Source organism: Monashia sp. HAY1-5C (genome assembly GCF_056755255.1).
In genome coordinates this window covers 1-25812 of the sequence record NZ_JBPGXG010000057.1, presented here as the reverse complement: position 1 = coordinate 25812, position 25812 = coordinate 1, and the positions used below count along the sequence as shown (strand labels likewise).

Genomic DNA, 25812 nt, shown 5'->3' with positions numbered 1-25812 from the left:
CCCCCCCCCCCCCCCCCCCCCCCCCCCCCCCCCCCCCTCTCCTCAACAACAAACCCCCCACCCCAGATGTAGCTCCGTCTCGGGGGCTCGGAGATGTGTATAAGAGACAGGCCCGACGCTCCCCGGGCCGCCGCCGGGACCGCGTACCCTTGCGCGGTGAGCCAGACCGAGACCGAGCTCGACCCCGCCGCCGTCGTGCGCCTCGACCCCGAGGACGTCGCCACCGCGGTGCGGGTCCTCGCCCTCGCCCCCTCGCTCGACCTCGACGACCCCGACTTCGAGACCCTCAAGCGCGCCGCGTCGCTGATGTACAAGCGCCTGAAGAAGGACCGCCGCAACGCCAAGACCTGGGCCGAGCGCAAGGCCGACCGTCAGGTCATCGAGTCGACGGCCACCGGCTCGCCGATGCGGATCGACGACGAGACCAAGGGAATCCCGTTGGTGTCCACCGCCACCGGCGCGTACGCCGGTGAGCTCGTCAACCCGCGGGGCTGCTACGTCTGCAAGCGCGACTACACGCTCGTCGATGCCTTCTACCACTGGCTCTGCCCCGAGTGCGCCGCCTTCAGCCACGCCAAGCGCGACCAGCGCACCGACCTGACCGGCAAGCGCGCCCTTCTCACCGGCGGCCGGGCCAAGATCGGCATGTACATCGCGCTGCGGCTGCTGCGTGACGGCGCGCACACGACGATCACGACGCGCTTCCCCAAGGACGCGATGCGCCGGTTCTCCTCGATGGAGGACTCGGCCGAGTGGATCCACCGGCTCAAGATCGTCGGCATCGACCTGCGTGACCCGACGCAGGTCGTCGCCCTCGCCGACGAGGTCTCGGCGGCCGGCCCGCTCGACATCCTCGTCAACAACGCGGCGCAGACCGTGCGCCGCTCCCCCGGCGCCTACAGCAAGCTCGTGGAGCTGGAGGCGGCGCCGCTGCCCGACGCCGTCGCCCTGCCGGAGATGGTGACGTTCGACCGGGTCAGCGAGGCGCACCCGGCCTCCATCGCCGGAGCGCTCAGGGGTCACGCCGTCGCCCACCACGACGGCGAGTCGGTCGAGCACGCTCTTGCCGCCCAGACCGCCGCCTCGATGACCGCGCTCGCGCTGAGCGCCGGCCACGCCAGCCTCGAGGCGCACCGGGCCGGGACCGCGGTCGACGCCGGTGGGCTGCTGCCGGACCTGCAGCGCACGAACTCGTGGACCCAGAAGGTCGAGGAGGTCGACCCGCTCGAGCTGCTCGAGGTGCAGCTGTGCAACTCGACGGCGCCGTTCATCCTCGTCTCGCGGCTGCGCCCGGCCATGCGGGCCGCGGTCGCCGCCGGGGCGCGGCGGGCCTATGTCGTCAACGTGTCGGCGATGGAGGGCCAGTTCTCGCGGCGCTACAAGGGCCCCGGGCACCCGCACACCAACATGGCCAAGGCCGCGCTCAACATGCTGACCCGCACGAGCGCCGGGGAGATGTTCGAGACCGACCGGATCCTCATGACGGCCGTCGACACCGGCTGGATCACCGACGAGCGGCCGCACGACGAGAAGCTGCGCATCGCGGCCGAGGGCTGGCACGCCCCGCTCGACCTCGTGGACGGCGCGGCCCGCGTCTACGACCCGATCGTGCGCGGCGAGGCCGGCGAGGACCTCTACGGCTGCTTCGTCAAGGACTACCGGCCCAGCCCCTGGTGAGCCGCCCGGCGCTCAGTGCAGCCGCTTGGCGTACCAGACCTCGGCGTAGGGGTCGTCGACGGTGAAGCAGGGCACCTCGGCATAGCCGTGGCGGGTGTAGAGGGCGCGGGCCTCCACGAGGTCCAGGCGCGTGTCGAGGCGGATCGACCGGACCCCCCAGACCCGGGCCACCTCCTCGGCGCACAGCAGCAGGCTGGTGCCCAGGCCCGCTCCGCGGTGCTCGGGCCGGACGTAGAGCCGACGCAGCTCGGCGACCCGGACACCGGAGGCGTCGCGAAGCCGGCGGACGCCGACGCAACCACCGACGACGCTCGGGTCCTCTGCACGTCGGGCGAGGAGGAACCGGCCCGTCGGCGGAGCGAGGTCGTCGCTGCGCATCCGGCAGAAGCCGGTCTCCAGCTCCTCCGGGGTCGAGTCGCGGCCCTCCCTGAGCCGGTACCACCGGTCGCTGACCTCGACGTAGTACGCACGCAGGAGGGCAAGGGAGTCCTCGGAACCGACATCGCCCAGCTCGACGACCCACTCGGGCGGCGGCCCCGGCGTCACGCCACGGCGCCGAAGGTGGCCCGCGACTCCAGGGCCTCCCGCAGCTCGGCGTCGGCGTCGACGAGGGAGCGCCGGACGGCGGGGGTCAGGTCGTGCCGGTCGAGGGCCTCGGCGCTCAGACGGGCGGTGTCGTCGGTGAAGACCTTCGGGAAGGCCACGAGGACGACCCGCGACAGGGCGTCCTCGCCGACCCAGCCGGCCATCGCCGGGACGTCGGCGAAGTACCGCGGCACGTAGTCGGCGACGAGCGCGTCCTCGGGTGCGACCCAGAACCCGCGGGCCAGGTGCACCATCTCGTAGTTGGACCGCCCGTGCCGCCCCGTCAGCTGCTCCCAGGCCCACGCCTTGTCGTCCGGCGCCGGCAGGGAGGCACGGCACATCAGCGCGTTGAGCCCGCCCTGGAGCGTGTCGTCCTTGGCCCGGAAGACGTCGACGCCGGCCGCGTCGAGCAGGCCGCGCGCGGCGAGGTTGCGGACGACGATCCACCGGAAGTCGCCGTCGTCGGACAGTCCCTCCGGCAGCTGGTTGCCGTCGGCCCACGCCCGCAGGAGCGCCTCGTCGTCGCTCGTGCCGGCGAGCAGGCGTGCCGCGGCGAGCGACTCGGTCGACCCGGTGGGGGCCCGGTCCAGCAGCGTCGACGCGGCCGCTGCGAGGCGCCCGAGCGCGGCCTCCTGGCCAGAGCGTGGCACGAAGAACGGCACGACGCGGTGCTCGGCGTAGCCCGCCGTACGGGTCAGGATCGAGGAGTTCGTCTCGTGCGGCCAGGCGGCGTCGAAGACGTCGAGGAACGCATCGGGCGAGACCGCCGCGCCGTGCACGCCGTCGACGAGCGCCGACCAGACGACCGCCCGGGCCTGGGCGTCCGGCACCTGGGCGAGCTGCGCCGGCAGCGCGGCGACCGTCGCGTCCGGTAGGCGCACCCGCGCCCACGTCAGGTCCGACGCGTTGGGCACGAGGACCGCCGGGACGGGCGCACCCACGAGGGCCTCGAGCGGCGTCCGGTCGGTCGTGACGGTCGTCGTCACCCGGCCGACCTCGCGCCCGTCGGTCCAGCCGGCGACGTCGAAGGCGTGCGGCCGGTCGGCCGGGTGGGTGGCCGGCGTCTCGCGGACGACGACGGCGCTCCGGATGAGACCGGCGCGCTCCTCGAGGTCGACGGAGAGCGTGTCGCGGTCGGCGGTGAGCAGCCAGCCGCGCGACCAGGCGGCGAGGTCCTTGCCGCCCGCGCGCTCGATGGCGCCGAGGAAGTCGGTGAGCGTGCCGTTGCCGTATGCGGTGTCGCGCAGGTACGAGCGGACGCCGGCGATGAAGGCGTCGTCACCGACGTAGGCGATGAGCTGGCGCAGCGCGGCGGCGCCCTTGGCGTAGGAGATCCCGTCGAAGTTCTGCAGGGCGCTCTGCGCGTCGAGGGCCTCCACGCCGGCCACCGGGTGGGTGGAGGGCGAGCGCTCCGCGCCGTAGCCCCACACCTTGCGCACGATCGAGGAGTCGACCCAGGCGTCGGTGTACTCGGTGGCGTCGACGAGGCACCGGTGGGACATGTACTCGGCGAAGGACTCGTTGAGCCAGAGGTCGTCCCACCACTGCATCGTCACGAGGTCGCCGAACCACATGTGCGACATCTCGTGGCTCACGGTGTTGGCCCGCGTGAGCAGCTCGTCGCGGGTGGCGGCGCCGCGGTAGAGGTACTGGTCGCGGAAGGTGACGCAGCCGGGGTTCTCCATGGCGCCGGCGTTGAACTCGGGCACGAACACCTGGTGGTACTCGCCGAACGGGTACCGGATGCCGAACAGCCCGTGGAAGTAGTCGAACGACCGACGCGTCACGTCGAGGATCTCGGGGGCGTGCCGCTCGAGGGGCTCCTTGAGCGAGGCCCGCGCGTGCAGGCCGAGCGGGATGCCGTCGTGCTCGGCGCGCACGGACGTGTACGGCCCGGCGCAGACCGTGACGAAGTACGTGGCGAGCGGTCTCGTCGTGCCGAGGACCCACCGGCCGGGCTCGATCTGCTCGGCGGCCCCGTTGCCGATGACGACCCAGTCGCGGGGGGCGCGGACCGTGACGTCGTAGGGCGCCTTGAGGTCGGGCTGGTCGAAGCAGGCGTACACGCTCGGGGCGGCGTCGAGGAAGAGGTGCCCGTAGACGTAGTCCTGCCCGTCGGCGGGGTCGGTGGCCCGGTGCAGGCCCTGGCCGTCGTGGCTGTAGTCCATCGTCGCGACGACGACGAGCTCGTTCTCGGTGGCGAGGCCGCTCAGCGCGAGGCGCCCGTCGACGACGCCGGCCGGGTCGAGCGGGGCTCCGTTGAGGGTCACCGATTCGACGGAGCGCGCCTTGACGTCGACCCACGAGCCCTCCCCCGGCGTCGCGCACGTGAAGCGCACCGTCGAGCGCGAGCCGAACACCTCCGGCCCCTGGTCGAGGTCGAGGTCGACCGAGTACGAGGTGACGGTGAGGCGCGAGGATCGCTCGCGGGCTTCGGCCAGGGTGAGACTGCGCATGGGGGCGAGCCTGCCAGATCGGCGGCCCGGGCGTCGCGGGCGTTGCGACCTCAGTGCTGGACCGGACCGCCGGCCATCTGCTCGAGCCGGGCGATGCGGCGGTCCATCGGCGGGTGCGTCGACAGGAAGCGCGTGACGTCCTGGGCCCGGAACGGGTTGGCGATCATCATGTGGCTGGCGTTGACGATGTCCTGCTGCGGGGGCAGGGGCGCACGGGCGACACCGGACTCGAGCTTGCGCAGCGCCGACGCGAGGGCGAGCGGGTCACCGGTGAGGCTGGCACCGTCCTCGTCGGCGTCGAACTCCCGGGTGCGGCTGATGGCCATCTGGATCAGGACGGCCGCGAACGGGGCGAGCAGGCTCATGACGAGCAGCGCGAACGGGTTGGGCCGGTCGTCCTCGTTGCTGCCACCGCCGAACATGCTGGTGAACATGAGCATCTGGCCGATGGAGGTGATGACGCCGGCGATCGCCGCCGCGACCGAGCTGGTGAGGATGTCGCGGTTGTAGACGTGCATCAGCTCATGGCCCAGGACGCCGCGCAGCTCCCGCTCGTCGAGCAGCTGCAGGATGCCCTCGGTGCAGCACACGGCCGCGTTCCTCGGGTTGCGGCCGGTGGCGAAGGCGTTCGGCGCCTGGGTGGGCGAGATGTACAGGCGCGGCATCGGCTTGCCGGCGCGCGTCGACAGCTCGCGCACGATGCGGTACATCGCCGGCGCCTGGGCCTCGGAGACCGGGTAGGCGTGCATGGCCCGGATCGCGAGCTTGTCGGAGTTCCAGTAGCCGTAGAACGTCGTCCCGACGCCGATGAGGGCGAAGAGCCAGAGGTAGCGACCTCCGCCGACGAGCGCGCCGATCCCGAGCAACAGGGCCCAGATGCCACCGAAGAGCGCGGCGGTCTTGAGCCCGTTGAAGTGGTTGTGCATGTCCGGTCAACGCTCGACCGACGGACGCGGTTCCCTCCGGCTGGGCGTTGGCTGGGAGCGATGGTGACGGGAACCACATCCGGATGAAGACTCAACTACACGAGTAGTACTACCCGATGTAGTAGTTTTGCAGTGTCAGGAACCGACCCGGGGAAACCACCCCGATCCTCACACCAGGAGGCGCATCATGCGCAAGACGCTCGACAGGCTCATCTCGTGGACCGGCCTCATCGTGGCCGCCGTCCTTCTCGTCGCCGGAGGGCTGATGACCTACGCGAGCGGCTTCATCGGCGACCAGGTCACGCAGCAGCTGAACCAGCAGGACATCACGATGCCGGCGGCCGCAGCCATCGCCGAGATGTCCCCCGCCGACAAGGCCGCGCTCACCCCCTGGGCCGACGGCCGGACGAAGATGACGACCGGCGAGCAGGCCAAGGCCTTCGCCGACCACTACATCCTCGTCCACATGAACGCGGCCTCGGACAACCGGACCTACGAGCAGGTCTCCGGCGAGTTCATGAAGCTGTCCAAGGACGCCAGCGCCGACCAGGCCAAGGTCGCCGAGCTGGGGCAGCTTCGCCAGACGCTCTTCATGGGCAATACCCTGCGCGGCCTGCTGCTCAACGCGTACGCCTTCGGCACCATGGGCGCGGTGGCCGGGATCGCGGCGGTCGTGGCCTACGTCGGCGCCGGCCTGCTCCTGGTCCTCAGCATCCTGGGCCTGCGGCACGCCAAGCGCGTCACGCAGGTCGCGGCGCCCGCCACGGCAGCGCGCACCGAGGCGCTCGCCCGGAGCTGACCACCCATCGACCGACCCCGCCGCCCCCCGGGCAGCGGGGTCGTCCGCTGCCCCGAACCGACGTCCCACAGCACCCTCACCACCTGCCCCGACAACCGGGGCAGCAGCAAGGAGCCACCCGCCACCCACCAGCACCCTCACCACCTGCCCCGACAACCGGGGCAGCAGCAAGGAGCCACCCGCCACCCACCAGCATCCTCACCACCTGCCCCGACAACCGGAGCAGCAGCAAGGAGCCACCCTCCACCCACCAGCACCCTCAACACCTGCCCCGAAAACCGGGGCAGGTGGTGAGGCGGTGGGGGCACAGCCCCCTGTGGACGGCGGCGACCCGTTCGACCCTTCGCAGCCCGCGCTGGGGACGGCGATGCCCGTCGCCGGTGCTCACCTGAGACGGTGGGCGCCACGGACCGCAGCAGGAGGCCACGATGGACGACGCCTTCGACGGCGCCGCGTACGTGCGCCGCGTGCGCCGCCTCGCCGACCTCAGCCAGCGCGAGCTGGCCGCCCGCACCGGCCTGTCCTCCTCCGCGGTCGGTCGCATCGAGTCCGGCGAGAGGCGCCTCGACGTCGGGACGCTGTCGCGGATCCTCGACGTGGCCGGGCTGCGGCTCCTGGTCGTCGACGCACAGAACCGGCCGGTACCACCCGTGCCGCGGGACGTGTTGCGCGACCACGCAGAGCGCCACTTCCCGAGCCACCTCGACGTCGCCGGGCCCGACGACATGCCGGGTCACCGCGGTGCCAACCCCCGCAAGGGCAAGCCTCCGGCCAAGGGCTGGTACACCCTGCGCGGGCGGCGCCTCGAGCTGCGGGACCGTCGGGGTACCCAGCCGGACCATCCGACGGCGGCCGGCCTACGCCGCGAGCGGTTGGAGCGCCTCGCCCTGGGGCGCGCGGCGGTCGTCGAACGGGAGGGTCCCCACGTCGAGGTCGAGTGCGTGTGCGTCGACGCCTGCTTCGAGGAGCTCTGCCTACCCGACTGCGCCTGCCAGTGCGAGCCCGACCGGCGGCACTCCGTGCGCCACCGATCATGAGGCACCTGGCGCTGCCGGGATCCCCGGCGCCTCAGGACACCCACTCGACGAGCTGGATCGTCAGACCGTTGGGGTCGGCGACCTGGCAGTACCGCTCGCCCCAGGGCTCGGTCTCGGGCGCCGTGACGACCGGTACGCCCGCCGCCACCATCCGCTCGAACTCGACGTCGACGGACTCGACGACGAACGCGAGCAGCAGTCCTTCGCCCGCGGAACCCGCGCGGTCTACCGGCTTGAACGATTCAAGCCCCGTGCGCAGCAGGACGACGTTCGGCCCGCCGTCGGGATGGCGCAACGAGACGAAGCCGTCGTCCGCCATCGCCACGTCGAAGCCGAGGTGCTCCTGCAGGAACGCGGCCGACGCCTCCGGGTCGGGAACGTTGAGCGAGATGGCAGAGTCGAGCAGATGCATGGCGGCCCCTTCCGTCGTGACAATATGCGTACAGTGTACATAACTTTGAGGAGGGCGCATGCCGACCCTGGTCGACCTGCTGTGGCGGCGGGAGCGCGAACCGACGAGGCCCGGTCCCGGTCGACGCCCCCGCGCGTCGGTCGACGAGATCGTGGGCGCCGGGATCGCGGTGGCCGACCGGGTCGGCACCCTCGGCTTCGGACTGCGCGAGGTCGCCAGGGAGGTGGGAGTGTCGGTCATGTCCCTCTACTCGCACGTGGCGACCCGTGAGGAGCTCCTCGCCCTCATGGTCGACGAGTGCCGGCGCAGCATGGCCGCGCGACCCAGCGAGGGACCGTGGCGCGAGCGGCTGGAGCAGGTGGCCGCCGAGAACCTCACCCTGCTCGAGCAGCATCCATGGCTGGCGGAGTGGGAGAGCGAGCGTGAGGTGCTGGGTCCGGGCACGCTCGGCAAGTACGAGCGTGAGCTCGGTGCCGTCGCGCCGCTGCCGCTCGACGACGTCACCCGTGACGCCGTCCTCACGCTCGTCCTCGACCACGTCCGGGCCAGTGCTCGCGCGCTTCGACAGGCCGGTCTGGAGCGGGCCCGGGAGTCACCCGAGCAGTGGTGGGAGCGGGAGGGGTCCCGGCTGGCCGAGCTCGACGTCGCCGGTCGCTACCCGCTCGCCTCGCGGGTCGGCACCGCCGCCGGCACCGAGCAGGGCGCGGCCCGCGACGCGGTGCGGGCCCACCACTTCGGACTCCAGGTCATCCTCGACGGCGTCGAGGCCCGGGTCAGCCGAGCAGGCGCAGCAGGACGTCCGGCTGGACGCTGACGACGACGAGCACGGCCGCCGCGAGAACCAGCCCGGCCACGGCCACCCCGCCGCCACGGCGAGGCCCCGACGCCGAGCCCGGCGGGTCCGCCGCCGCCAGCGCTCCCGACGTGTCCGGAGAGGACACGACCGGTCGCAGCCAGCGCAGGTACACGGCCACGCCGAGCACGGCGTTGGCCGCCGCGATGGCGGCGAGCCACACCCATCCCTCGGCGACGACCGGTCGCAGGGCCACGACCTTGCCGACGAGGCCGATGACGCCCGGTGGCAGTCCCGCCAGCGACGTGAGCGCGAGGGCGAGCGCCCCGGCACGCCACGGGCTGCGGCGCCACAGGCCTTCGTACCCGGCGAGGACACGGCCGTCGGCGGGCCGCTCGCGGGCGGTCACGGCCACGACCGCGAAGGCGACGAGCGTCGCGGCGACGTAGGTGAGCAGGTAGGTCGCGCTCGCCCCGACCCCGAGGGCCGAGATGCTCACGAGCGGCAGGATCACCCAGCCCGCCTGGGCGACCGTCGACCAGGCCAGGAGGCGCACGACGTCGTCCTGCCGCAGCGCCAGGACGTTGCCGACGGTCATGCTCAGCGCGGCGAGCAGGGCGATCGACGACAGAGCGGGCGTGCCGAGCACCGAGACCGCCCGCAGGACGACGAGCAGGGCGGCGAGCGCGGCGATCTTCGACACGGTCGCCAGGAACGTCGCGATCGGCAGCGGTGCGCCGGCGTAGGCGGTGGGGGTCCACGCGTGGAACGGCACGAGCGAGAGCTTGAAGCCCACCCCGGCCAGCACGAGGACGGTCGCCAGGGAGACGACCCCGGCCGACACCGAGGGGAAGACCACCGACGTCGGGGAGCCCGGGGCGGCCTGGAACGCGCCGCCCGTGGACAGCGCGGCGTCGGGGGTCAGGAAGGGGCTGCCGGTGGCCGCATACCAGAGCGCGACACCGAGGGTGAGCAGGGCGAACGACACGAGCGACGTGACGAGCAGCTGGGTCGCCCCGGCGACGGCCGAGCGCCGCCCGGACAGCGCGACGAGGACGACGACCGGCAGGGTCGCGAGCTCGAGGGCGACCAGCCACGTGCCGACGTCGCGGCTGGCCGCCACGACGACCGTGGCGGCCAGGGCGGCGAGCAGGAGCACGACCTGCACCGGTTCGGAGGCCGGCTCGGGCGCGGACGACCGGGACGGCGCGGACGATCCGGGCCTCCGGCCACGACGCGGCCACGACAGCAGGACGCAGAGGAGGGCGGCAGCCCCCGCCGCGATCTGGAGCGCGCCGGTCAGGGCGTCGGCCTCCCAGAAGCACGACGCAGGCAGTCCCTCGACCGTGGGCAGCGCCGAGCCGGACGGCGGCGCCAGGCACAGGGTCGTCCGGGTGTCGCCGCTCGCGAGGCCGGGCACCGTCGCCAGGGCCGTCCCCACGGACGCGAGGGCCGCCACGCCCCAGGGCAGCCGCCGCAGCGTCGGCACGACCAGGTCGGCGACGAGCACGAGCAGCGCGCAGCCCAGCGGGACGAGCGCCGGCAGGAGGACGGCGAGGTCGAGGCTCAGCCCCTTCACGGCGCCACCCCCGTACCGGTGAGCAGCCCGCCGGCCGCGGCGGCGGACAGCGACAGGAGCAGGTGCGGCGCGACACCGAGCACGACGATGACCACGACGAGCGTCACCATGACGGCCCACCGGATGCCCTGGGCGTCGGCGACGGCGACCGCCGCAGAACCGGTCGCCGCGTCGCTGCCCTCACCGGCCCAGACGATGCGGGCCACCCGCAACGAGTAGGCGGCCGCGAGCGCCAGGCCGACGGCGCCGAGCACGACGCAGACCCGGAGCAGGGCGACGGGCCGGCCGTCGGCGGGTGACCACGTCGCGTACAGCGCGAGGAACTCGCCCCAGAAGCTGATGAGCCCGGGCAGCCCGAGCGCCCCGGCGAGACCGAGGACGAGGGCGCCACCGAGGCGAGGAGCGTTGTCGCGCAGGGCCGCCCGGGCCACCCGCAGGTCGGCGGAGCCCCAGCGCTCCTTGAGCTCGCCGACGACGACGAACAGCAGCGCCGAGACGACGCCGTGCGCGATGTTGCCGAAGAGGGCGGCCTGCAACCCGGTCTCGCTGCCGGAGGCGAGGGCGAGGGCGACGAAGCCCATGTGCGCCACCGAGCTGTAGGCGATGAGGCGCTTGAGGTCGCGTTCGACGAGGCAGGCGAGGCCTCCCCAGAGGATGCCGACGACGCCGAGGAGGGCGAGCACGGGCGCGAGCGCGGCGACGCCGGCCGGCACGGTGGCGACGACGAGGCGCACGATGCCGTAGGTCCCCATCTTGAGCAGGACGGCGGCGAGCAGCACCGACCCTGCGGTGGGCGCGATGGTGTGCGCCGACGGGAGCCACGTGTGCAGCGGCCAGAGCGGCACCTTGATGCCGAGCCCGACGAGGAGGACGGCGGCCACGGCGACCTCGAGCGGCCGGGCCAGCCCGGCGCCGTGCCGGGCGGCGAGGACCGCGAGGTCGGACGTGCCCTGGTGGTGCGCGAGCAGGAGGATGCCGATCAGCATCAGCGTCGAGCCGAGGACGGTGAACAGCACGAACCGGCCGGCCGCGTCGGCCCGGGCCTCGTCGGGCACGTGGTCGTCGCCGAACCGACGGATGAGCACCCACATCGGCACGAGGACGACCTCGAAGGCGATGAAGAAGAGGATGGCGTCGCGGGCCAGGAACGTGCCGAGCGCGCCGGTCTCGACGAGGAGGATGCACCCGAGGAACGTCGAGCCGCTGCCTCCCTTGGGGATCGGACCCGAGAGCGCGTGCGCGACGAGGCCCACCGTCAGCAGGGCGGTCAGCAGCACGAGCGCCGCCGAGACGCCGTCGACGCCGAAGTGCCATCGCACACCGAGGGACCGGATCCACGGCGCGTCGACCTCGGCGCGGGTGGCGACGACGACCACGGCGAGGACCGCGGTGACGACCGAGGCGCCGAGGGCGATGCCCCGTTCGGCTCGCGACTCGCCCGGGATCGCGACGAGGGCGATGGCCGCGAGCAGCGGCACGAGCAGCATCAGCGTCAGCGCCACGCGGCCACCCCCAGGACGGCCACCGAGACGGCACCGACGAGCACGGCGACGAGGGCACCCGACGGCACGCCCCGGTGGGCGCGGTCACCGAGGCGCCCGACGCCACGGACGACGACGGCGGTGGCACGCGGGTAGGCGTCGACGACGTCGCGGTCGAGGGCCACGACGAGACGTGCGGCCGCCGTGACCATCCGGCCGAAGGCGACGTAGGCCGTGTCGACGCCGAAGCCGCGAACCGCGTTCTCGCGCAGGCGCGCCGGGACGTGGTCGGCGACGTCGACGCGACCCCGGTCGCTCAGCGACCACACCGCGAAGGCCGCCCCGACGACGAGGAGGACCGACAGCAGGGCACTGAGCAGACCGATGTGGACGCCACCACGCATCCCGGTGAGCAGGAGGGCGCCGAGGACGGTCAGCGCTGCGAGCGCCGACACGACGATGGCAGCGGGCAGGGTGATCGCCCTGTGCCCGTGGGCGTGGACCCGCTCGACCTCCGCGTCGTCCGCGCTGTCGGCGGTCGTGACGACGGCGACGTCCTCCTCGGCGACCACGGCGTCGGGCGTCGCAGCGGGGTGGGCGGCCTCGACGATGTCGGGGAGGGGTGCCGGTCCGGCGACGGCACCGGCCACCGGGGTGTCGAGCAGCAGCCAGGCGCGGGTGCAGTACGCGGCGGTGAGCACGACAGTGACGAAGAGGGCGACGACGACGATCGTCGCGCCGACACCCTCCCCCTCGAGTGCGGCGTCGATGACGGTGTCCTTGCTGACGAAGCCGACGAGGGGCGGCACCCCGGCGAGCGCGGCGAGGCCGATGCCGGTCGACCACCGCAGCGCGCCGGTGCCGCGCAGCCGACCGCGGAGCGTGACGAGGGCGGTTGCACCGGCCAGCACCGCCAGCCACCCGGCCGCGAGGAAGAGCAGCGCCTTGAAGAACGCGTGTCCCATCAGGTGCGACAGGCCGGCCCCGGGACCGAGGTCGTGCGGTGCGGCGGCCAGCGCCGAGAGCATGATGGCGACCTGGCTGAGGGTCGAGTAGGCGAGCATCCGCTTGAGGTCGGTCTGCACGAGGGCGAGCAGGGCGGCGTAGACCATCGTCACCGCCGCGAGGACCGCGAGCAGGGTCCGCGCGCCCTCGTGTCCGGCGTAGAGGGAGAAGAGCCTTGCGATGACGTACGTGCCGGCCGCGACCATCGTCGCGGCGTGGATGAGGGCCGAGGCCGGCGTCGGGCCCTCCATGGCGTCGGGCAGCCAGTCGTGGAACGGGACGAGGCCGGACTTGCCGGCGACCCCGACGGCCACGCCGACGAGGCCGACGGTCAGCGCGGTGGTGTGGCCGGTCGCGGAGATCACGGCGAGCAGGTCGGTGCTGCGGGCCCGGACCGAGAGGGCGACGATCCCCACGACCATGCCGATGTCGGCGACCCGCGTCACGAGGAACGCCTTGTAGGCGGCGCGCCGGGCCGCCGGCCGCTCGCTGTCGTGGCCGATGAGCAGCCACGAGCACCAGCCCATGACCTCCCAGCCGACGAGCATCAGGACGAGGTCGGAGGCCTGGACGACGAGGAGCATCCCGGCGGCGAACAACGACACCGACGCGGCGAAGCGCCCGTAGCGCGGGTCGTCGCCGAGGTACCAGACCGTGAACACCTGGATGCCGAGGACGACGAGCGCCACGACGAAGGACACGAGGCCCGAGACCCGGTCGGACAGCAGGTGCAGGGGCGCGGCGAGGTCACCGAGGGGCAGCGCACCGAAGGTGCCGATGTCGGCGGTGCGCGTCGGGGCGACCCACTGGAGCAGCGCGAGGACCGCGACGAGGGTCGACGCGCCGACCGCGACGCCGCCCGACACCCGACGCTGCCGGTGCACGAGCAGACCGGCCAGGGCGGCGAGCGCCGGGACGACGACGATCATCCGCACGACCCAGCTCATGACCGCACCTCCGGCCCCGCCGCAGCGGGCTCGCCGGCCAGGCCGTGCGCATCGGAGGCGCCGCGCGCGCCGGTCCCGGCCGATGCGTACGGCTCGTCGGCGCCGTCCTCCAGGTCGTCGGGCTCCGGTCCGTCGTCGAGGTCGGGCACGTGCGTCAGGTCGACGTGGCCCGTCGTGCGGAAGAGCACGAGCACGATGGCGAGCGCGACGACGACCTCGGCCGCCGCGATGGTGATGACGAAGAGCGTCAGCACGGCGCCTGCCGCGAGCGGGGACCCCGAACGCGAACCAGCCGTCACGAGAAGGAGGTTCGCCGCGTTGAGGACGAGCTCGACGCCGATGAGCACGAGCACGGCGTTGCGCCGGGCGAGGATGCCGAAGACGCCGGCGCCCGCGAGCAGGGCGACGAGGAGGACGGGCAGCTCGAGGTGGATCACGAGGCGGCCCCCGACCCCGGGCGACGCGCGCGCTGGGCGGCGACCGCGTCGACGCGTCCGCGCTCGAGCACGAGGCGCGACACCGCGAAGGCTCCGACGAGTGCCACGAGCAGCAGCACCGACAGCAGCTCGAACGGCCACACCCACGTGCCGAACACGGCCTGGGCGATGCGCGGGGTCGCCGAGGGCGCGTCGTCGAGCGAGGCGGTGGCCCCGGAGAAGAGCGGCAGGAGCAGCGCCCCGAGCAGGACCGCCGTGGCCGCCCCGAGGAGGGCGCCGACCACGCGCTGCCAGGCCGGGGTGTCGATCTCGGCGTGCGGACCGATCGGCGCCCGGGTCAGCATGAGCGCGAAGAGCACGAGGACGACGACCGCGCCCACGTAGACGAGCAGCTGCACGAGCCCGACGAGCTCCTGGCCGAGCACGAGGTAGCACCCGGCGAGCGAGCCGAGCGACACCAGCAGCCACAGGGCCGCGTGCACCACGTGACGCGTCGTGACGGCGAGCAGCGCCGTGAGGCCCGTGATCGCGCCGACGGCGGCGAACACGATGTCGCGGGTCGTCACGCGCGGCCCTCCTCGTCGGGGGCCTCCGGCGTCGAGGGCGTCGGCAGCACCTGCGTCTCGTCGCCCGTGCCCGACGGCGTCTCGGGCGTCGAGGAGGTCGGCAGCACCTGCGTCTCGTCGCCGCTGCGGGACGCGGTCGCCGCGGCGTCCACGGCGTCCACGGCGTCGTCGGTGCCGGCGCTCCCGGCGCTGCCGGCAGTGCCGACGGCCGGCATCCGACGGGTCGGCGCGACGGTGCCCGGCGCGTCGGCCCCGGGCGTGGTGTCGCGCGCGGGCCGGACCCGCGTCGGACGCGTCGCCGCGCCTGCGCGCGCAGCGCCGGCGCGATCGCCGGGACCCGCGGCGCCGGCGGCGCCCGCGGCTCCCGCGCCGCGCGCCCCGCGGGCCGGGCGTGAGGACGCCGCGACCTCGGCGGGCTCGGCGCTGCCGGGGTCGAGCGCGGGCGGAGGCGGGACGGTGGCCATCCACGCGCCGAGGCGGTCCTTCTCGTGGAGCAGGTCGCGGATGTCGAGCTCGGCGTACTCGAACTCGGGGCTCCAGTGCAGCGCGTCGAACGGGCAGGCCTCGATGCAGATGCCGCAGTACATGCACAGCGAGAAGTCGATGGCGAACCGGTCGAGGACGTTGCGCTGCCGGGCCCTGCCACCGGGCGTCGTCGGCGGGACCTCCTCCTTGTGGGAGTCGATGTAGATGCACCAGTCGGGGCACTCGCGCGCGCAGAGCATGCACGACGTGCAGTTCTCCTCGGTCAGCGCGATGACGCCCCGCGAGCGCGGGGGCAGCGCCGGCGCGACGTCGGGATACTCGACCGTGTGACTCCGGCGGGTCATCGTGCGGGCCGTCTGCGCGAGGCCCCTGACGAGGCCGGGGACGATGCCGTCACCCACGGCGGGTCACCCCCTCGGGTCGGGTCGGGGCCCTCATCGGACCATCACCACGCCGACGGCGGTCAGCGCCAGCTGGAGCAGTGACAGCGGCACGAGCCACACCCAGGCCAGCCGCTGCAGCTGGTCCTCCCGCATCCGCGGCCACGAGACCCGCAGCCAGATGACGACGACGGCGACGAGGAAGCCCTTGAGCAGGGTCCACAGCCAGCCGAGAGGCCCCTCGAGCGGGCCGGCCCAGCCGCCGAGGAACAGCACGGCGAACAGCAGCGAGAAGACGACGATGCCGGCGTACTCGGCGAGCAGGAAGAAGGCGAACCGCAGGCCGGTGTACTCGGTGAAGGCCCCGAAGACGATCTCGGAGTCGGCGACCGGCATGTCGAACGGCGGGCGCTGCAGCTCGGCGAGCGCAGCGACGAGGAAGACGACCATGCCCGGCAGCTGCCAGAGCAGCCACCACGGCGACCACGCCTCGGCGATGCCGACGACCGAGAGTGTGCCGGCCGCGAGCGCGACCGACGCGACCGACAGCACGAGCGGCAGCTCGTAGGAGACGAGCTGCGCGGCCGCACGCATCGCGCCGAGCAGCGAGTACTTGTTGGCCGAGGCCCAGCCGGCCATGAGCGTGCCGACGACGCCGACGCCGACGGCCGCGAGGACGAGCACGACGCTGGCCTCGACGTCGGCCCCGACGACGTCCGGCGACAGCGGTACGACGGCCAGCGCGACGAGATAGGGCACGAGCGCGACGAACGGCGCGAGGCGGAACACCCACCGGTCGGCGCGCGCCGGCGTGACGTCCTCCTTCTGGACGAACTTGACGCCGTCGGCGACCAGCTGGGCCCAGCCGTGGAACCCGCCGGCGTACATCGGCCCGAGCCGGCCCTGCATGTGTGCCATGACCTTGTGCTCGGTCTGGCCGACGAGGAGCGGCAGCACGAGGAAGGCGACGAGCACGGCGACGGCACGCAGCACGACCTCGAGCCAGGGGGCGAGCGTCATCGCGGACCCCACTCGGGTCCGGGCACGCCCGGTGCCTGCACGCGGCGGCGACCGGGGGCGCGGGCGCTGTCGTGGCCCTCCCCCGGCTCCTTGGCACCCGGCCACGGCTTGGACGCGCGGGCCGCCAGCACGAACGACTTGCGCAGCGGCGTGCCCTCGAAGCCCTCGGGCAGCAGGAGCGGGCGCAGCCCGAGCCCGGTGCCGTCGTCGAAGCCGTCGAAGTCGATGCCGAACATCTCGTGGGTCTCGCGCTCGTGCCACGCGGCGCCCGCGAAGACCGGTGTCAGCGAGGGGACGGCACGTCCCTCGGGCGCGCGGGTGCGCACGAGGACGCCGGTGGCCGCGCCGGGCCTCGACGGGTCGAGCAGGTGGCACACGACGTCGAAGCCGGGTGCGTCGTCGCGGTCGGTCTCGTCGACGGCGGTCAGCCAGTCGAAGTACCGGTAGCCCTGCTCGCGCAGCTCGAGGACCGCGCCGGCCCAGTCGTCGACCGGGACGTCGCGCGGGTCTGCGGTGATCATCGGCCGGCCCCCGTCGTCCCACCCGTACCGGACGTACCGGACGTGCCGGACGTGCCGGACGTGCGGGGGGTGGCGGGTGCGCCGGCGCCGGACGGGCCGCGACCGGACGCGCCGGGCCCCCGGCGACGCGGGCGCGACAGCAGCGGTCGGCGGACGTCACCGGCGCTGGCGACGCGGTTGCCGGCGTACCGGCCGCGGATGCGCTGGGCCGAGAGGCGCTCGTCGGCGATCTGCTCCTGGAGGCGGATGATGCCGTGCAGCAGAGCCTCCGGGCGCGGTGGGCACCCCGGCACGTAGACGTCGACGGGCACCACCTGGTCGACGCCCTTGGTGACCGAGTAGGAGTCCCAGTACGGGCCGCCCGAGTTGGAGCAGGCACCGAAGGAGATGACGTACTTCGGCTCGGGCATCTGGTCGTAGAGGCGGCGGATGGCCGGGGCCATCTTGTCGGTGACGGTGCCGGACACGACCATGAGGTCGGCCTGCCGCGGACCGGGCGCGAAGGGGATGACGCCGAGCCGGATGAAGTCGTGCCGTCCCATCGACGCAGCGATGAACTCGATGGCGCAGCAGGCCAGCCCGAAGTTGAAGACCCACAGGGAGTAGCGCCGGCCCCAGTTGAGGACGACCTTGACCGGACGCGGCGCGTACGCGCCCAGCACGCCCATCTGCACCGGGGCCTGCGCCGACGGGACGGTCGGCATCGGCAGGTCCACGGGACCTCCCGGCTCGCGGGCCGCCATCACACCCACCTCAGGAGGCCGCGGCGGGCGGCGTGCGCGAGACCGAGGACGATGACGCCGATGAAGACGCCCATCTCGACGAGGCTCGCCCGGCCGATCGACGCGTCGCGCAGCACGAGCGCCCACGGGAACAGGTAGATGGCGTCGACGGCGAAGACGACGTAGAGGAAGCTGAAGACGAAGTAGCGCACCTTGGTCTGGGCCCAGCCCTCGCCGACCGGGTCGACGCCGGACTCGTACGTCGTCAGCTTGGCCGCCAGCGGGGCGCGCGGGGCGAGGAGCCGGCGGGCCAGCATCGCGGCGGTCACGAGGACGACGCCGGCGGCGAGCACCGCTGCGACGGCCACGTACCCGGACATGTCGGCCAGCCTATCCATGCCGGCAGTCGAGCGGCACGGTGCGGGTGCGCGCCTCGGCCCGATTGGGCGGGTCCACGTTCTGGCACCTGCACAAACTGCGCCCGTGTGCGACATAGCATGGAAGAAGCCCGCCGCGCGCTGCCCCGGGCCGTGGATCGTAGGAAGTTCGAGGACGTCGCAGAGCATGAGCACCAAGAAGGTCCAGCAGCTCGACCGCGTGGTCATACGGTTCGCCGGGGACTCCGGCGACGGCATGCAGCTGACCGGTGACCGCTTCACGTCACAGACCGCGCTGCTCGGCAACGACCTGTCGACGTTGCCGAACTTCCCCGCCGAGATCCGCGCACCCCAGGGCACGCTGCCCGGCGTGTCCAGCTTCCAGCTGCACTTCGCCGACCACACCGTCCTGACACCGGGCGACGCGCCGGACGTCCTCGTGGCGATGAACCCGGCGGCCCTCAAGGCCAACCTGCGCGACCTGCCGCGCGGCGCCACCCTCATCGTCAACACCGACGAGTTCTCGAAGCGCAACCTGTCGAAGGTCGGCTACACGCAGAACCCGCTCGAGGACGGCTCCCTCGCCTCGTGGCACGTGCACCCGGTGGCCCTGACCTCGATCACGGTCGAGGCGCTCGCGTCCTTCACCGACCTGACCCGCAAGGAGAAGGAGCGGGCCAAGAACATGTTCGCCCTCGGTCTGCTGTCCTGGCTCTACACGCGGCCGATGGACGGCACCGAGGCGTTCCTCAAGGGCAAGTTCGCCGACAAGCCGGAGATCCTCGAGGCGAACCTCGCCGCGCTGCACGCCGGGTTCAACTACGGCGAGACGACCGAGGACTTCGCCGTCGCCTACGAGGTCGCCCCGGCCCGGATGCGCGCCGGCACGTACCGCAACGTCACCGGCAACGTCGCGCTGTCGCTCGGTCTCGTCGCGGCAGCCCACCGCGCCGGCCTGCCGCTCTTCCTCGGCTCCTACCCGATCACGCCCGCCTCCGACATCCTGCACACCCTCGCCGGTCTCAAGCGCTACGGCGTCGCGACGATGCAGGCCGAGGACGAGATCGCCGGCGTCGGCGCGGCGCTCGGGGCGAGCTTCGGTGGCGCGCTCGGCGTCACGACCACCTCCGGCCCGGGCCTGGCGCTCAAGGCCGAGACCATCGGCCTCGCGGTCTCGCTCGAGCTGCCGCTCGTCATCTGCGACATCCAGCGCGGTGGGCCCTCGACCGGCCTGCCGACCAAGACCGAGCAGGCCGACCTGCTCCAGGCGATGTTCGGGCGCAACGGCGAGTCCCCGGTGGCCGTCGTCGCCCCCGCCACGCCCGCGGACTGCTTCGACGTCGCCCTCGAGGCCGTCCGCATCGCCACGACGTACCGCACCCCCGTCATCGTCCTGTCCGACGGCTACCTCGCCAACGGGTCCGAGCCGTGGCGCCTGCCGCGGACGGCCGAGCTGCCCGACCTCACCGTCGAGCACGCCACCGAGCCCAACGCCACCGACGCCGCGGGCGCCCCCGTCTTCCATCCGTACCTGCGCGACCCCGAGACGCTCGCGCGGCCGTGGGCCGTGCCGGGAACGCCGGGCCTCGAGCACCGCGTGGGCGGCATCGAGAAGGCCGACGTCACGGGCAACATCTCCTACGACCCCGACAACCACGACCACATGACGCGCCTGCGCCAGGCCAAGATCGACGGGATCGCCGACACCGTCGCGCCGCTCGAGGTCGACGACCCGTCCGGCGACGCGGACGTCCTCGTCCTCGGCTGGGGCTCGACGTACGGCCCGATCGCCGCCGGCGTGCGCGAGGCCCGTGCGCGGGGCGCCCGGGTCGCCCAGGCCCACCTGCGTCACCTCAACCCGTTCCCCGCCAACACCGGCGAGGTGCTGCGCGGCTACGACCGCGTCATCGTCCCCGAGATGAACCTCGGCCAGCTAGCCCTGCTGCTGCGCGCGAAGTACCTCGTCGACGTCGAGTCGCACACGTCGGTGCGGGGCCTGCCGTTCCAGGCCCGCGAGCTGGCCGACGTCGTGGCCGCGGCCTCCGCGTCGACGCGCCCCGCCGCCGGCGCGGGCGCCCCCGCCGGTGCCGGTGCGGCCGGTGCCGTGGGCGCCGCCACCCCTGACGCCCACGGGAACGGCACGGCCCACGGCACCGACGCACGCGTGAAGGAGACTGCGAAGTGAGCATCGACCTCGGCATGCCTGCCCTCGGCACCACCGGCGTCCCGCGCCTCGGCGAGGGTGAGGCCCTGACGAAGAAGGACTTCACCTCCGACCAGGAGGTGCGCTGGTGCCCGGGGTGCGGCGACTACGCGATCCTCGCCGCCGTGCAGGGCTTCCTGCCCGAGCTCGGGCTGCGCCGCGAGAACATCGTCTTCGTCTCCGGCATCGGGTGCAGCTCGCGCTTCCCGTACTACCTCGACACGTACGGCATGCACTCGATCCACGGCCGCGCCCCCGCCATCGCCACGGGCCTGGCCGCCACGCGCGAGGACCTCTCGGTATGGGTCGTCACCGGTGACGGCGACGCCCTGTCGATCGGTGGCAACCATCTCATCCACGCGCTGCGCCGCAACGTCAACCTCAAGATCCTGCTGTTCAACAACGAGATCTACGGGCTGACGAAGGGCCAGTACTCGCCGACGTCGCAGGTCGGCCAGGTGACCAAGTCGACGCCGCTCGGCTCGCTCGACACCCCGTTCAACCCGGTGTCGCTCGCGCTCGGCGCCGAGGCGAGCTTCGTCGCCCGAACCATGGACTCCGACCGCCAGCACCTGACGGCGGTGCTGCGCGCGGCGGCCGAGCACCGCGGGTCGGCGTTCGTCGAGATCTACCAGAACTGCCCGATCTTCAACGACGGCGTCTTCGACGTCCTCAAGGACCGCACCGAGGCCGCGGCTCGCATCCTGCACCTCGTCGACGGGCAAGAGGTCGGCACCGCCGAAACCGTCGTCGTGCGCGACGACCGCGGCTCGCTGTCGGTCGTGCCGCGCGCCGAGGCGGACCCCGCGCGGGTCGTCGTCCACGACGCCGGAGCCACCGACCCGTCGGGTGCCTTCGCCCTTTCGCGCCTCGACTCCCCCGACCTCGGCCACGTGCCGATGGGAGTCTTCCGCAACGTCTCGCGCCCGACCTACGACGACCGGCTGCGCGAGCAGGTCGCCTCGGCCCGCACGACGCCGGTCACCGACGCCGACATCGACGCCCTCCTCGCCGGCCGCGACACGTGGACCGTGGGCGAGCCCACGACCGCGTGAGGTCGCTGCACGCCGCGTCGCCGGGCCGGCCGTGAGGTCGCGCCCGTCCGGGCTTCCGTCTGGGGGTCTTTCTGCGCGACGGCCCGTGGCGGCCCGCGCAGGTGGGCTCGCGCTCGGCTCTCCCGAGGGCGAGACCGGCCGGGGCACCGTCCTCGGGTTCGCGGCGTACGGCCTCTGGGGACTGTTCCCGCTCTACTTCGACGCGCTGCGCCCCGCAGGCGCCTGGGAGATCCTCGCCCACCGCATCCTGTGGACCCTGCTGGTCTGCGCGCTCGTCCTGCTCGCCCGCCGCGACGTCGGCTGGGTCGCTCCGCTGCTGCGTCGGCCCCGGCTGCTCGTCGGGCTCGCGGTGGCCGCGGTGCTCATCGCCGTCAACTGGGTCGTGTACGTGGCCGCCGTCGTGGCCGGCAACACGAGCGAGGCGGCCCTCGGCTACTTCCTCAACCCGCTCGTCACGGTCGCGCTCGGGGTGGTCGTGCTCCGGGAGCGGCTGCGGGCGCTCCAGTGGGCGGCCGTCGGCATCGGCGTCGCGGCCGCCGTGTTCCTCGGTGTCGCGGGCGGACACGTGCCGTGGGTCGCCTTGGCCCTGGCCGGCTCGTTCTCCCTCTACGGGCTGACGAAGAAGAAGCTCGGGGCGAGCCTGGAGGCCCTGCACGGGCTCACCGTCGAGACGGTCGTGCTCGCGCCCATCGCCGCGGTGACGCTCGGGCTCGTCGCGGGCCACGGCGGCCTCGCGTTCGGCCACCACGGTGCCGTCCACACGACCCTGCTCGTGCTGTCCGGTGTCGTCACGGCAGTTCCGCTGCTGTGCTTCGCCGCCGCGGCCCGGCGCGTCCCCCTCGTGACGATCGGCCTCATCCAGTTCATCACCCCGGTCATGCAGCTGCTCTGCGCCGTGCTCCTGCTCGGCGAGCACCTGCCGGCCGAGCGGTGGGTGGGCTTCGGCATCGTCTGGGTGGCCCTGCTGCTCCTGACGACCGACTCCCTGCTCAGCGTCCGGGCCACGCGACGCGCGACCCGGGCCACCCGGGCCGGGGACGGTAGGGAGGCTCCCGAGGGCGTGCAGGCCACGGAGGCGACGGAGGCGACGGACGCCGGCGGTCGGGGGCAGGCTCGCGAGCCGCGTCCGGTGCCGGCCGACGACTGCCCCCGCTGACCGACCCCGTTGCCGCGCCACGGCCCGGGCCGGGCGCGCATGATGGGGGGCATGACTGACGCGAGCCAGGCGTACCGGACCGAGCACGACTCGATGGGCGAGGTCCAGGTGCCCGCCGATGCCCTGTGGGGTGCCCAGACGGCCCGGGCCGTCGAGAACTTCCCGGTGAGCGGCCAACCGGTCCCGTCGGGCGTCGTGCACGCCCTCGCCCGGCTCAAGGCCGCGGCGGCGCGGGTGAACGCGGACCTCGGCGTCCTCGAGGCACCGATGGCCCGGGCCGTCGCAGCTGCCGCCGACGAGGTCGCCCGGGGCGAGCACGACGACCAGTTCCCGGTCGACGTCTTCCAGACCGGTTCGGGCACCTCGACGAACATGAACGTCAACGAGGTCGTCGCGCGCCTGGCCCACCTGTCCTCGGGACTCGGCGTGCATCCCAACGACCACGTCAACGCCGGCCAGTCGAGCAACGACACCTTCCCCAGCGCCCTGCGGATCGCCGCCACCGAGGCCGCCCTGACCGACCTGGTCCCGGCCCTCGAGCACCTCGCCACGGCGCTCGGCGACAAGGAGGCCGAGTTCGCCGACGTCGTCAAGCCCGGACGCACGCACCTCATGGACGCCGTCCCCGTGACCCTCGGCCAGGAGTTCGGCGGGTACCGCCGGCAGGTCGAGCTCGGCGCCGAACGCGTCCGGCACGCGGCCCGCGCGACCGCGGAGCTGCCCCTGGGTGGCACCGCCGCCGGGACCGGCATCAACGCCGCGCCGGGTTTCGCGGCGGCGGTCATCGAGCGGGTGTCGGCCGACACCGGGATCGAGTTCCGCGAGGCCGAGAACCACTTCGAGGCCCAGTCGACCCAGGACGCCGTCGTCGAGCTGTCGGGTGCCCTCAAGGTCGTGGCCGTGGGCCTGACGAAGATCTGCAACGACCTGCGGTGGATGTCCTCCGGCCCCCGAACCGGCCTCGGGGAGATCCACCTGCCCGACCTGCAGCCCGGGTCCAGCATCATGCCGGGCAAGGTCAATCCCGTCGTGCCCGAGGCGACCCTCATGGTGTGCGCGCAGGTCATCGGCAACGACGTCACCGTGACCACCGCGGGCGCGGCCGGCAACTTCGAGCTCAACGTCATGCTGCCGGTCCTGGCCAAGAACGTCCTCGAGTCGCTGACCCTGCTCGCCTCGACCGCGCGGCTGCTCGCCGACCGCTGCGTCGAGGGCATCACGGCCGAGGTGGAGCACGCCCGCGCGCTGGCCGAGGGCTCGCCGTCGGTCGTCACGCCGCTCAACCGGTACATCGGCTACGAGGCTGCGGCGGCCGTGGTCAAGCAGGCGGTGCGCGAGCGGCGGACGATCCGCGACGTCGTCATCGACCAGGGCCATGTCGCGGACGGAAAGCTGACCGAGGAGCAGCTCGACGACGCCCTCGACGTGCTGGCGATGACCCGTCCGCCGAGCCGGTCGTGACCACCGACGCTCCGGCAGGCGGCCTGACGCTCGGGACCCGGACGGGACGGCTCGTCGTCACCGCGGCGGTCCTCGGGTCGGGCATGGCCATGCTCGACGGCACGGTCGTCAACGTCGCACTCGTGCGCATCGGGCACGACCTGTCCGCCGACCTCGCTGCGCTGCAATGGATCTCGAACGGCTACCTCCTGGCGCTCGCGTCCCTGATCCTGCTCGGTGGCTCCCTCGGTGACCGTTACGGCCGCCGTCGCGTCTTCGTCGTCGGAGTCGTGTGGTTCACGCTGGCCTCCGCGGCCTGCGGCCTGGCCCAGTCCCCCGGCCAGCTCATCGCAGCGCGGGTCCTCCAGGGCGTCGGTGGCGCCCTGCTCACCCCGGGCAGCCTGGCGATGATCCAGTCGACGTTCCGGCACGACGACCGCGCGAAGGCCATCGGCGCGTGGTCCGGGCTGGGTGGCATCGCCGCGGCCGTCGGCCCGTTCGTCGGCGGATGGCTCGTCGAGTACGCGAGCTGGCGGTGGGCGTTCCTGCTCAACGTGCCGCTCGGCGTCCTGACCGTGTGGATCGCCCTCGCTGCCGTCCCCGAGACCCGGGACGCCGAGGCCGACCACACCTTCGACGTCACCGGGGCGCTTCTCGCGACGCTCGCCCTCGGCGTCACGACCTACGCGCTCATCGAGCACGACTCCCTCGGTGCCGGCGGCACGGCGGGGGTCGCCGCCGTCGGTCTCGCGCTGGCGGCCGCCTTCGTCGTCGTCGAGCGGCGCACCCGCCACCCGATGGTGCCTCCGTCGCTGTTCGCGTCGCGGCAGTTCAGCGCGGCCAACGGCATGACGCTGCTCGTCTACGCGGCGCTGGGCGCGGTCTTCTTCTTCCTCACCCTGCAGCTGCAGACGGTGCTCGGGTGGGGGCCGCTGCCGGCGGGCACGGCCTCGCTGCCCATCACGGTCCTCATGTTGCTGTTCGCGGCGCGCGGCGGTGAGCTGGCGGCGCGCATCGGTCCGCGGCTGCCGATGACCGTCGGTCCCGTCCTGTGCGGGGTCGGCACGCTGCTGCTCGCCGGCGTCGACGCGTCCTCGTCCTACTGGACCGGGGTGCTTCCCGGCGTCACCGTCTTCGGCGTCGGGCTGGTGCTGCTCGTCGCGCCGCTCACGGCGACGGTGCTCGCCGCCGCCCCGGACCGGTTCGCCGGCGTCGCGAGCGGCGTCAACAACGCCGTGGCGCGCGCCGGCAGCCTCCTCGCGGTCGCGGCGCTGCCCGCGGCCGTCGGGCTCGCGGGTGCGGACTACGCACGACCCGAGGTGTTCTCCTCCGGCTACCACTCCGCGATGCTCGTGTGTGCGGTGCTGCTCGTGGCCGGTGGCGCCGTCTCGTGGTTGCTCATCGCCGACGACACAGGGCTGGCGGACGCGGCCGAACCCGCGTCGCCCGTGACGCGGGTGGAGACGCCGGAGAAGGCGGCGGAGCCGGTGACGGCGGGACCCGCGACGACGCACACGGCGCGCGCGGCGCACCTCACCCCAGCCGGTTGGTCGTGCTCGGGCACGCAGGGCTGCCCCGGCACCAGCACCGAGCGCGCGGACGACGCCGGGGTGGCCCGCGTCCACTAGGCCACCCCGTTCGACCCCGGGCGCTACGTCACTGCTCACTCAGACTGAGCACTGACGTATACACACCGACCCCCCACCGCCCCGGAGCTGTCTCTTATACACATCTGACGCTGCCGACGACGGA

23 protein-coding genes are annotated in these 25812 nt (G+C 73.4%); 9 read left to right on the top strand and 14 right to left on the bottom strand.

Annotated features, from left to right (window positions below; genetic code table 11):
• Window positions 1-156 precede the first annotated feature (156 nt).
• A complete protein-coding gene (locus ACR9ZK_RS10665) occupies window positions 157-1677 on the top strand; it encodes an SDR family NAD(P)-dependent oxidoreductase (protein WP_481341883.1) in 1521 nt (506 codons plus the stop codon).
• A gap of 12 nt (window positions 1678-1689) precedes the next feature.
• On the opposite strand, the gene ACR9ZK_RS10660 is transcribed toward ACR9ZK_RS10665, so the two are convergent.
• From ACR9ZK_RS10660 to htpX, 3 genes are read right to left on the bottom strand one after another with little or no spacing between them, the layout of a single operon-like run.
• Window positions 1690-2223 (bottom strand): GNAT family N-acetyltransferase, encoded by a 534-nt coding sequence (locus tag ACR9ZK_RS10660; protein ID WP_481341882.1) that lies wholly within the window; start codon window positions 2221-2223, stop codon window positions 1690-1692.
• Window positions 2220-4718 carry an aminopeptidase N gene (pepN, locus tag ACR9ZK_RS10655; protein WP_481341881.1) on the bottom strand — a complete coding sequence of 833 codons (2499 nt, stop codon included), beginning with the start codon at window positions 4716-4718 and terminating at the stop codon, window positions 2220-2222. The genes ACR9ZK_RS10660 and pepN overlap by 4 nt, the downstream gene beginning before the upstream one ends.
• 50 nt (window positions 4719-4768) lie before the next feature.
• On the bottom strand, window positions 4769-5644 hold the full coding sequence (gene htpX / locus ACR9ZK_RS10650) for a zinc metalloprotease HtpX (RefSeq protein WP_481341880.1): 876 nt from the start codon (window positions 5642-5644) through the stop codon (window positions 4769-4771).
• A 187-nt stretch (window positions 5645-5831) separates the two neighbouring features.
• Between htpX and ACR9ZK_RS10645 the strand changes: the two genes are divergently transcribed.
• Together ACR9ZK_RS10645 and ACR9ZK_RS10640 are read left to right on the top strand one after the other, a co-directional pair.
• On the top strand, window positions 5832-6443 hold the full coding sequence (locus tag ACR9ZK_RS10645) for a hypothetical protein (protein ID WP_481341879.1): 612 nt from the start codon (window positions 5832-5834) through the stop codon (window positions 6441-6443).
• A gap of 428 nt (window positions 6444-6871) precedes the next feature.
• Entirely contained in the window at window positions 6872-7480 is a 609-nt protein-coding gene (locus ACR9ZK_RS10640; RefSeq protein ID WP_481341878.1) for a helix-turn-helix domain-containing protein, read from the top strand.
• 31 nt (window positions 7481-7511) lie between these two features.
• Here the strand turns inward: ACR9ZK_RS10640 and ACR9ZK_RS10635 are convergent, their stop codons facing one another.
• Window positions 7512-7892, bottom strand: coding sequence for a VOC family protein (locus ACR9ZK_RS10635; RefSeq protein ID WP_481341877.1), 381 nt, complete (start codon window positions 7890-7892; stop codon window positions 7512-7514).
• Between the two features lie 58 nt (window positions 7893-7950).
• On the opposite strand from ACR9ZK_RS10635, the gene ACR9ZK_RS10630 reads away from it, so the two are divergent.
• Window positions 7951-8706: a TetR/AcrR family transcriptional regulator gene (locus ACR9ZK_RS10630; RefSeq protein ID WP_481341876.1), complete on the top strand. Its 756-nt coding sequence runs from the start codon at window positions 7951-7953 to the stop codon at window positions 8704-8706.
• Here ACR9ZK_RS10630 and ACR9ZK_RS10625 read toward each other — a convergent pair.
• From ACR9ZK_RS10625 to ACR9ZK_RS10580, 10 genes are read right to left on the bottom strand one after another with little or no spacing between them, the layout of a single operon-like run.
• The gene (locus tag ACR9ZK_RS10625; RefSeq protein ID WP_481341875.1) at window positions 8666-10264 is read right to left on the bottom strand and encodes a proton-conducting transporter transmembrane domain-containing protein; all 1599 of its coding nucleotides are present in this window, start codon (window positions 10262-10264) and stop codon (window positions 8666-8668) included. The two genes, ACR9ZK_RS10630 and ACR9ZK_RS10625, sit on opposite strands and share 41 nt — an antisense overlap.
• A complete protein-coding gene (locus ACR9ZK_RS10620; protein WP_481341874.1) occupies window positions 10261-11766 on the bottom strand; it encodes a complex I subunit 4 family protein in 1506 nt (501 codons plus the stop codon). The genes ACR9ZK_RS10625 and ACR9ZK_RS10620 overlap by 4 nt, the downstream gene beginning before the upstream one ends.
• A complete protein-coding gene (locus ACR9ZK_RS10615; RefSeq protein ID WP_481341873.1) occupies window positions 11757-13697 on the bottom strand; it encodes an NADH-quinone oxidoreductase subunit 5 family protein in 1941 nt (646 codons plus the stop codon). The genes ACR9ZK_RS10620 and ACR9ZK_RS10615 overlap by 10 nt, the downstream gene beginning before the upstream one ends.
• The gene (gene nuoK, locus ACR9ZK_RS10610; protein ID WP_481341872.1) at window positions 13694-14134 is read right to left on the bottom strand and encodes an NADH-quinone oxidoreductase subunit NuoK; all 441 of its coding nucleotides are present in this window, start codon (window positions 14132-14134) and stop codon (window positions 13694-13696) included. The genes ACR9ZK_RS10615 and nuoK overlap by 4 nt, the downstream gene beginning before the upstream one ends.
• Window positions 14131-14700 carry an NADH-quinone oxidoreductase subunit J family protein gene (locus ACR9ZK_RS10605; RefSeq protein ID WP_481341871.1) on the bottom strand — a complete coding sequence of 190 codons (570 nt, stop codon included), beginning with the start codon at window positions 14698-14700 and terminating at the stop codon, window positions 14131-14133. The genes nuoK and ACR9ZK_RS10605 overlap by 4 nt, the downstream gene beginning before the upstream one ends.
• A complete protein-coding gene (locus tag ACR9ZK_RS10600; protein ID WP_481341870.1) occupies window positions 14697-15587 on the bottom strand; it encodes a NuoI/complex I 23 kDa subunit family protein in 891 nt (296 codons plus the stop codon). The genes ACR9ZK_RS10605 and ACR9ZK_RS10600 overlap by 4 nt, the downstream gene beginning before the upstream one ends.
• Before the next feature lie 33 nt (window positions 15588-15620).
• Complete coding sequence (nuoH, locus tag ACR9ZK_RS10595; RefSeq protein ID WP_481341869.1) at window positions 15621-16586, bottom strand: NADH-quinone oxidoreductase subunit NuoH; 966 nt, start codon at window positions 16584-16586, stop codon at window positions 15621-15623.
• Window positions 16583-17107 (bottom strand): NADH-quinone oxidoreductase subunit C, encoded by a 525-nt coding sequence (locus ACR9ZK_RS10590; RefSeq protein WP_481341868.1) that lies wholly within the window; start codon window positions 17105-17107, stop codon window positions 16583-16585. Before ACR9ZK_RS10590 ends, nuoH begins: the two co-directional genes overlap by 4 nt.
• Entirely contained in the window at window positions 17104-17850 is a 747-nt protein-coding gene (locus tag ACR9ZK_RS10585; RefSeq protein WP_481341867.1) for an NADH-quinone oxidoreductase subunit B, read from the bottom strand. Before ACR9ZK_RS10585 ends, ACR9ZK_RS10590 begins: the two co-directional genes overlap by 4 nt.
• Window positions 17850-18209, bottom strand: coding sequence for an NADH-quinone oxidoreductase subunit A (locus ACR9ZK_RS10580; RefSeq protein ID WP_481341866.1), 360 nt, complete (start codon window positions 18207-18209; stop codon window positions 17850-17852). Before ACR9ZK_RS10580 ends, ACR9ZK_RS10585 begins: the two co-directional genes overlap by 1 nt.
• Before the next feature lie 184 nt (window positions 18210-18393).
• On the opposite strand from ACR9ZK_RS10580, the gene ACR9ZK_RS10575 reads away from it, so the two are divergent.
• The 5 genes from ACR9ZK_RS10575 (at window position 18394) to ACR9ZK_RS10555 (ending at window position 25688) form a co-directional block, all read left to right on the top strand.
• Window positions 18394-20391, top strand: coding sequence for a 2-oxoacid:acceptor oxidoreductase subunit alpha (locus ACR9ZK_RS10575; RefSeq protein WP_481341864.1), 1998 nt, complete (start codon window positions 18394-18396; stop codon window positions 20389-20391).
• The gene (locus ACR9ZK_RS10570; RefSeq protein ID WP_481341863.1) at window positions 20388-21464 is read left to right on the top strand and encodes a 2-oxoacid:ferredoxin oxidoreductase subunit beta; all 1077 of its coding nucleotides are present in this window, start codon (window positions 20388-20390) and stop codon (window positions 21462-21464) included. The genes ACR9ZK_RS10575 and ACR9ZK_RS10570 overlap by 4 nt, the downstream gene beginning before the upstream one ends.
• Window positions 21465-21549: 85 nt before the next feature.
• Entirely contained in the window at window positions 21550-22620 is a 1071-nt protein-coding gene (gene rarD / locus ACR9ZK_RS10565) for an EamA family transporter RarD (protein ID WP_481341862.1), read from the top strand.
• Window positions 22621-22671: 51 nt separating this feature from the next.
• Window positions 22672-24081, top strand: coding sequence for a class II fumarate hydratase (locus tag ACR9ZK_RS10560; protein ID WP_481341861.1), 1410 nt, complete (start codon window positions 22672-22674; stop codon window positions 24079-24081).
• Entirely contained in the window at window positions 24078-25688 is a 1611-nt protein-coding gene (locus ACR9ZK_RS10555) for an MFS transporter (RefSeq protein ID WP_481341860.1), read from the top strand. Before ACR9ZK_RS10560 ends, ACR9ZK_RS10555 begins: the two co-directional genes overlap by 4 nt.
• The last annotated feature ends 124 nt before the right edge of the window (window positions 25689-25812 follow it).